Source organism: Streptomyces sp. SID486 (assembly GCF_009865385.1).
GTDB lineage: Bacteria > Actinomycetota > Actinomycetes > Streptomycetales > Streptomycetaceae > Streptomyces.
In genome coordinates this window covers 1-6,158 of sequence record NZ_WWJT01000245.1, presented here as the reverse complement: position 1 = coordinate 6,158, position 6,158 = coordinate 1, and the positions used below count along the sequence as shown (strand labels likewise).

The 6,158-nt window shown below is 73.1% G+C and carries 8 protein-coding genes; 4 read left to right on the top strand and 4 right to left on the bottom strand.

From position 1 onward, the window contains the following. Both GT045_RS12165 and GT045_RS12160 read right to left on the bottom strand, forming a co-directional pair. The coding region (locus GT045_RS12165; RefSeq protein WP_161334162.1) for a SigB/SigF/SigG family RNA polymerase sigma factor at window positions 1-795 on the bottom strand (795 nt) is incomplete at its 3' end. Between the two features lie 236 nt (window positions 796-1,031). Then, window positions 1,032-1,469 carry an ATP-binding protein gene (locus tag GT045_RS12160; protein WP_161334161.1) on the bottom strand — a complete coding sequence of 146 codons (438 nt, stop codon included), beginning with the start codon at window positions 1,467-1,469 and terminating at the stop codon, window positions 1,032-1,034. 124 nt (window positions 1,470-1,593) lie between these two features. Here GT045_RS12160 and GT045_RS12155 point away from each other — a divergent pair, with 124 nt between their 5' ends. Then, window positions 1,594-1,818, top strand: a complete 225-nt coding sequence (locus GT045_RS12155) for a hypothetical protein (RefSeq protein WP_161293526.1) — start codon at window positions 1,594-1,596, stop codon at window positions 1,816-1,818. 285 nt (window positions 1,819-2,103) lie between these two features. Continuing rightward, the gene (locus tag GT045_RS12150; protein ID WP_161293528.1) at window positions 2,104-2,562 is read left to right on the top strand and encodes a cyclic nucleotide-binding domain-containing protein; all 459 of its coding nucleotides are present in this window, start codon (window positions 2,104-2,106) and stop codon (window positions 2,560-2,562) included. Between the two features lie 4 nt (window positions 2,563-2,566). Here the strand turns inward: GT045_RS12150 and GT045_RS12145 are convergent, their stop codons facing one another. Beyond that, window positions 2,567-3,871 (bottom strand): MFS transporter, encoded by a 1,305-nt coding sequence (locus tag GT045_RS12145; RefSeq protein ID WP_161293530.1) that lies wholly within the window; start codon window positions 3,869-3,871, stop codon window positions 2,567-2,569. Between the two features lie 91 nt (window positions 3,872-3,962). Continuing rightward, on the bottom strand, window positions 3,963-4,580 hold the full coding sequence (locus tag GT045_RS12140; RefSeq protein WP_161293532.1) for a LysE/ArgO family amino acid transporter: 618 nt from the start codon (window positions 4,578-4,580) through the stop codon (window positions 3,963-3,965). Window positions 4,581-4,647: 67 nt separating this feature from the next. Between GT045_RS12140 and GT045_RS12135 the strand changes: the two genes are divergently transcribed. Together GT045_RS12135 and GT045_RS12130 are read left to right on the top strand one after the other, a co-directional pair. Further along, window positions 4,648-5,535: a LysR family transcriptional regulator ArgP gene (locus GT045_RS12135; protein ID WP_161293534.1), complete on the top strand. Its 888-nt coding sequence runs from the start codon at window positions 4,648-4,650 to the stop codon at window positions 5,533-5,535. 330 nt (window positions 5,536-5,865) lie between these two features. After that, window positions 5,866-6,117 carry a WhiB family transcriptional regulator gene (locus GT045_RS12130; RefSeq protein ID WP_161293536.1) on the top strand — a complete coding sequence of 84 codons (252 nt, stop codon included), beginning with the start codon at window positions 5,866-5,868 and terminating at the stop codon, window positions 6,115-6,117. Window positions 6,118-6,158 lie beyond the last annotated feature (41 nt).

Genomic DNA, 6,158 nt, shown 5'->3' with positions numbered 1-6,158 from the left:
CAGCCGGGAGACGTGCATCTGGGAGATGCCGAGCCGGTCGGCGATACGGCTCTGCGTCATGTCCTCGAAGAAGCGCATGTAGAGGATGGCCCGCTCCCGCTCCGGCAGCCGGCGCAGTCCCTCCTTGGCGGCCTCGCGGTCGACCACGACGTCGTAGGAGGTGTCCGACTCGCCGAGGGTGTCGGCGAGGCTGTAGCCGTCGTCGCCGGCGGACAGCTCGGCGTCCAGCGAGAGCGTGCTGAAGCTCTCCAGCGCCTCCAGACCGGCGTTCACCTCCTCCTCGGTGAGTCCGGTGTGGGCGGCGATGGCCGCGGGGGTGGGTTCGGGACTGCCGGGGTTCTGGGTCAGCTCCCGGCGGGCCACCCGGACCCGGTTGCGCAGCTCCTGCACCCGGCGGGGCACGCGCAGGGCCCACATCCGGTCGCGGAAGTGCCGCTTGACCTCTCCGGTGATCGTCGGGACGGCATAGCTCTCGAAGGCCCCGCGGGAGGGGTCGAACCGGTCGATGGCCTTGACCAGCCCGAGTGCGGCCACCTGGCGCAGGTCCTCCACGGACTCGCCGCGGTCGCGGAACCGGCCGGCGATCCGGTGGGCCATGGGAAGCCAGGCGGTGACGAGTTCGTCGCGGACGGCGTCCCGCTCGGGGCCGTCCTCCAGTTCCGCCAGCCGGGCGAAGCGCTCCGCCGTGTCGGGGGCGTCATCGTGGTTCCGCCGGCCGGGCCCCGGGGTGGCACCGGCGGGGGCGTCCGCGGGCGCGGGGGTGCCGGGACGGCTTGTCGACATGTCGGTCAGCATGCGGAATCGCTCCTGAACGAGGTTTCAGGGCACAGCCGGAACGACGGTTCCGGGTTCGGGCCCGAACGGTGGTGTCAGGGGGTCGCCGCGGGGGTGGCCGCCGGGCCCGCAGGTCGAGCGGGCCGGACAGCGGTCGTGGGTCCCGCCGGGCGCGCGCCTCCGGTCCGAAGCACGAGGTTCCGTCTGCCCCCCGGCCATGCGGACAAACGCCGCCGAGCGGAACTTCGAGAACCGCTTCAGCTCAGCGGTACGACGGCGGTGATGCGCTTGCCGCCGCGGGGCAGCTCGGCGACCCGGACGTCCCTCGCCAGCCGGCACACGATGGGCCAGCCGCGTCCGCCGGGCAGGGTGCGGCCGCTGCCGTCCATGGCCGGGTGGGCCACCGGGAGTTCGTCACTGCGGTCGCTGACGGAGACCCGGACACCGCCGGAGTCGACGTCGACGTCGAAGCCGGTGATGCCTCCGCCGTGCAGCAGGGCGTTGGTGGTGAGTTCCGAGGTGACCAGCAGGGCGTCCTCCACGGCCTCGGGCGGGCACGGCAGGGCGCGGGCACGGCACCGTTCGGTCATCACCCGCTCCACCGTTCTGCGAGCTTCCGCGGGCCGGCCCGGCACCCGGTGGCGTGCGGCCGGCAGGGTGGTCGCGAAGGAGTCCTTGCGGTGCTTGTCGAGCATCCTGTCCTCCTTGAACGGCGCCCGGATCACGTTGCTGTCCTTCTTCCGGCTGACCCCCGCAGCGGTTGTCAAACACCGTCGGCGCGGGTGCCATCACCTGGTTTCGAGCGGGTACCCGGCCGGGATGACGGATGTCGTGGACGCGGACGAACTGTTGCGGCGGATCCAGCGGGGCCGGGAGCGCGCGGCCGAGGAGGAGCGGGCCTGGCGGGAGCGGGCCAGCGCGCTGACGGCGACGGACCCGGAGGGCGCGCGGGAGGCGGCGGACCGGGCCCGGGCGTACGAGGCGGTGGCGCGGGTGCTGGACGAGATCGTCCGCCCGGGCCGGACCAAGGCGGGACCGGAGTGAAAGAGGTCACCCGACCTGCTTCCGGCTACCGGTGGTCAAGGAAAATGGTTTATTGTTCACCCATACGTGATGCGCGGGAGCGGCGCGGAACCGTCCTTCCCCCCTCCCCGTCGTCACCGCATACGGCCCTGGCTGGCTTCCCCCGTCCAGCCAGGGCTTTTTGCTGCCCGCTCGGCGACACGAGGGCGCGGTGCCGCTCCCTTCGAGGTGCCCGGGGAGGCGGCAGCGGCTGAAATGGGCTGTAAGCACAGCACCGCAACCGCCGCCGGCGAGGAGCCCCGCGCCATGACCAAAGCGATCAAACTGCTCACCGCCCTCCCCCAGGCGCAGCGCGAGCGCCTGATGGAGGTGGCCGAGGAGGTCTCCTTCCCGGAGGACACCCGCATCTTCGAGGCGGGCGGCACGGCCGACCGGTTCTGGGTGATCCGCTCGGGCGCGGTCCATCTGGACCAGCAGGTCACCGCCCGGCAGCAGGTGACCGTGGCCACGCTCGGGGCGGGCGACCTGCTCGGCTGGTCCTGGCTGTTCCCGCCGTACAAGTGGGACTTCGGGGCGGTGGCCTTCAGCAACGTGCGCGCCTACCAGTTCGACGGGCCCTCGGTGCTCGCGCTGTGCGTGGAGGATCCGCTGCTCGGGCTGTCGGTGGTCCGGACGGTGGCCGAGATCCTCGCCCACCGGCTGGAGACGACCCGCGGGAAGCTGATGGACCAGTACGCCCTGCGTCGCGGGCGAGGGCCCCTGTAGGCGGTCAGACGCGGTAGCGGCGCAGGGCAGGTACGGCGCAGGCCAGGGCCAGCATCACCACGACGACCAAGGCGCCACCGCCCGCGACGGCGGCACGGGTGCCGAACGCCGCGCCCGCGGTGCCGTGCAGGACGTCGGCCAGGCGCGGGCCGCCCGCGACGACCACCGTGAACACGCCCTGCATCCGGCCGCGCATCTCGTCGGTGGCGGCCGACAGCAGGATCGCGCCGCGGAACACCATCGAGACCATGTCGGCGACCCCGGCCGCGGCGAGGAAGACCACAGCCAGCCAGAGACTGCCGGTCAGTCCGAACCCGGCGATGGCCACACCCCAGCCGACGACCGAGCCGATGACCATCCAGCCGTGCCGGCGGGCCCGCGAGAACACCCCGGAGAAGAGTCCGCCGAGCACCGCGCCCACCGGGATGCCGGCGAACAGCACACCGAGGGCGAAGCCCTCGCCCCAGGAGCCGTACGTCTGCGCCGCCAGCTGCGGGAACAGGGCGCGGGGCATGCCGAACACCATGGCGACGATGTCGGCGAGGAACGACAGCAGCAGCACCTTGTGGCGCGATATGTAGCGGAACCCGTCGGCTATCTCGCGCAGTCCCGCCCGGCGGGCGGCCGCCCCGCCGAGCGGTGGCAGGGCGGGCAGGCGGTGGACGGCCCACACGGTCACGCACAGCGCCAGCGCGTCGATCAGGTACAGCTCGGGGAGCCCGATCACCGGGATGAGCACACCGGCGAGCAGCGGGCCGGCGACCAGACCGGTCTGCATCACCGTCGAACCGAGCGCGTTGGCCGCGGGCAGCTGGTGCGCGGGCACCAGGCGGGCGACGGAGGCGGTACGGGCGGGCGCGTTGAGCCCGAAGAACGCCTGTTGCAGCGCGAGCAGCACCATGAGGACACCGACCGAGTCCAGCCCGGTGACGGCCTGCGTCCAGAACAACAGCGAGGTCACCGCGATCCCGCTGTTGGTGACCAGCAGCAGCTTGCGGCGGTCCACGGTGTCGGCGACCGCGCCGCCCCACAGGGCGAAGGCGACCATGGGCACCAGACCGGCCAGGCTCGCGTAGCCGACCCAGGCCGAGGAGTGGGTGATGTCGTAGATCTGCTTGGGTACGGCGACGGCGGTGAGCTGGCTGCCCACGGCGGTGACGATGGTCGACGACCACAGGCGCCGGTAGGCGGGGATGCGCAGGGGGCGGGTGTCCATCGCCCAGCGGCGCCAGCCGCTGCGGGGCGGGGCCTCGTCGGCGGCCGGCTCTTCGGTACCGGTCTCGGTGCTGCTGCTCTCGCTGGTGTCCACGAATGTCCTGGTTGCTCGTTACATCATTTCGCTTCGCGAAGCTAACTATCGCAGCAACACCCCTGGGGTTCGAACCGATTCCGCAGGTTCCTCAGGGACCGGCGACCAGGGCGGCGCCCAGGGCCAGCATCGTGAGCGCCACCAGGCAGTCGAGCACCCGCCACGCGCCCGGCCGGGCCAGGAACCGGCCGAGCAGCCGGGCGCCGAAGCCGAGTGCGGCGAACCAGCACAGGCTGGCGAACGCGGCACCGAGGCCGAAGGTCCAGCGCAGCGGGCCCCGGTCCGCGGCCAGGGAGCCGAGCAGGAACACCGTGTCCAGATAGACGTGGGGGTTCAGCCAGGTCATCGCCAGGCAGGTGAGCACCGCCCGGCGCCGGGAGCCGGCCGCCTCCCCCTCAGTGCTCAGACCGGCCGGCTCCGGCCGGAGCACCCGGCGGGCCGCGAGGGCGCCGTAGCAGAGGAGGAAGGCACCGCCGACGATCCCGATCGCCCGGAGCGCGCCCGGCCAGGCCACCACCACCGCGCCGACCCCTCCGACGCCGAGCGTGATCAGCACCGCGTCGGACAGGGCGCAGATGCCGACGACGGCGAGGACCGCGTCCCGGCGCACCCCTTGGCGCAGCACGAACGCGTTCTGGGCGCCGATGGCGACGATCAGCGAGAGGCCGGTGCCGAATCCGGCGGCAGCGGCGGTCAGGGCGGAGCTCATGGTCCCCGACGCTAGGCAACCCACCGTGACAAGTACAGCTAAAGATTTTTACGTACCCTTAGCGTCTGTGATGACAGACCTTCCCCTGGAACAGGTGCGGACGCTGCTGGCGGTGGTGGACGAGGGCACCTTCGACGCGGCCGCCACCGCCCTGCACGTGACGCCGTCGGCGGTCAGCCAGCGGGTCAAGGCCCTCGAACAGCGCACCGGCCGGGTGCTGCTCCAGCGCACGAAGCCGGTGCGGCCCACCGAGTCGGGCGCGGTACTGGTGCGGTTCGCCCGCCAGCTCGCCCGGCTGGAGCGGGACGCCTGGGGGGAGCTGGGGCTGAGCGGCACCGGGGAGCCGACGCGGGTGTCGGTCGCGGTGAACGCCGACTCGCTGGCGACCTGGTTCCTGCCGGCCCTCACCCGGGTCGAGGGACTCTGCTTCGAACTGCACCGGGAGGACGAGGACCACACGGCCGCCCTGCTGCGGGAGGGACTGGTGATGGCGGCGGTGACCACCTTGCCCGACCCGGTGCCGGGCTGCACGGTCCGTCCGCTCGGACGGATGCGCTATCTGCCGGTGGCCGCCCCGCAGTTCGTCTCCGCCCACCTGGACGGACGGCCCCTGCCGGAGGCGCTGTCCCGGGCACCGGTCGTGGTCTTCGACCGCAAGGACGACTTCCAGGACGGGTTCGCGCGCCGGCTCGGCGGAAGGTCGGCGGGCCCGTTCCGCCACCACGTGCCCACTTCCGAGGGGTTCCTGGACACGGTCGCCGCCGGGCTCGGCTGGGGCATGGTCCCCGAGGTGCAGGCCGGGCCCCTGATGGAGCGGGGGCAACTGGTGCTCCTCACCCCCGGCGCGTACATGGACGTCGCCCTCCACTGGCAGCAGTGGCGGCTCGACTCCCCCGCACTGGCGGCCCTGGCCGACGCGGTGGCCGGGACCGCGGCGCGGACACTGCGCCGCTGAACCGCCCCCCGGACCCCGCGGCGCGACACGCCACGCCGCTGGACCGCCACCGGCCCGGGTGCCGGCTGCCCGCACGAACTCCCCGTCGCCGAGGTCCCGTTCGGGCGCGACCGTGCTCTGCCTGCCATGCCGTACGGCCCGTTCGACCGCGCTCACGCGGCCGTCGGCGGGCGCGTGCGGGCCGGCTCCGCGCGGCGACCGATCCGCGGCCCTCGCCCGATCGGGTCCGGTCGTTCCGTTTCACGTCGCCCTGACCGGTCACCCGAAACCAGGAACGCGTGCAACACGGGTGACAGGCACGACGACTTCGATCCGATCCAGGAGACTTTGATGGACAACTGGCGCGAACATGCCGCGTGCCGCCACGAGGACCCCGACCTGTTCTTCCCGATCGGCACCACCGGTCCGGCACAGGTGCAGGCACAGCAGGCCAAGGCGGTGTGCGAGGGGTGCCCGGTCCGGGAGCAGTGCCTCGACTGGGCACTGGACACCGGCCAGAGCATCGGCGTCTGGGGCGGTACGACGGAGCTGGAGCGACGCGCGCTGCGGCGCCGGGCCCGCTCGCGGCCACGTTCCGGCTGACCGGCCGCGGTGGCGGCCACCGGCCGGTGCGCAGGCACCGG

Excerpts from the sequence above, each read along its gene's own strand:
- GT045_RS12140 (WP_161293532.1), bottom strand. The coding sequence starts at position 4,580 with ATGAGCTCCGCCCTGACCGCCGCTGCCGCCGGATTCGGCACCGGCCTC.
- GT045_RS12155 (WP_161293526.1), top strand. The coding sequence starts at position 1,594 with ATGACGGATGTCGTGGACGCGGACGAACTGTTGCGGCGGATCCAGCGG.
- GT045_RS12130 (WP_161293536.1), top strand. The coding sequence starts at position 5,866 with ATGGACAACTGGCGCGAACATGCCGCGTGCCGCCACGAGGACCCCGAC.
- GT045_RS12160 (WP_161334161.1), bottom strand. The coding sequence starts at position 1,469 with ATGCTCGACAAGCACCGCAAGGACTCCTTCGCGACCACCCTGCCGGCC.
- GT045_RS12150 (WP_161293528.1), top strand. The coding sequence starts at position 2,104 with ATGACCAAAGCGATCAAACTGCTCACCGCCCTCCCCCAGGCGCAGCGC.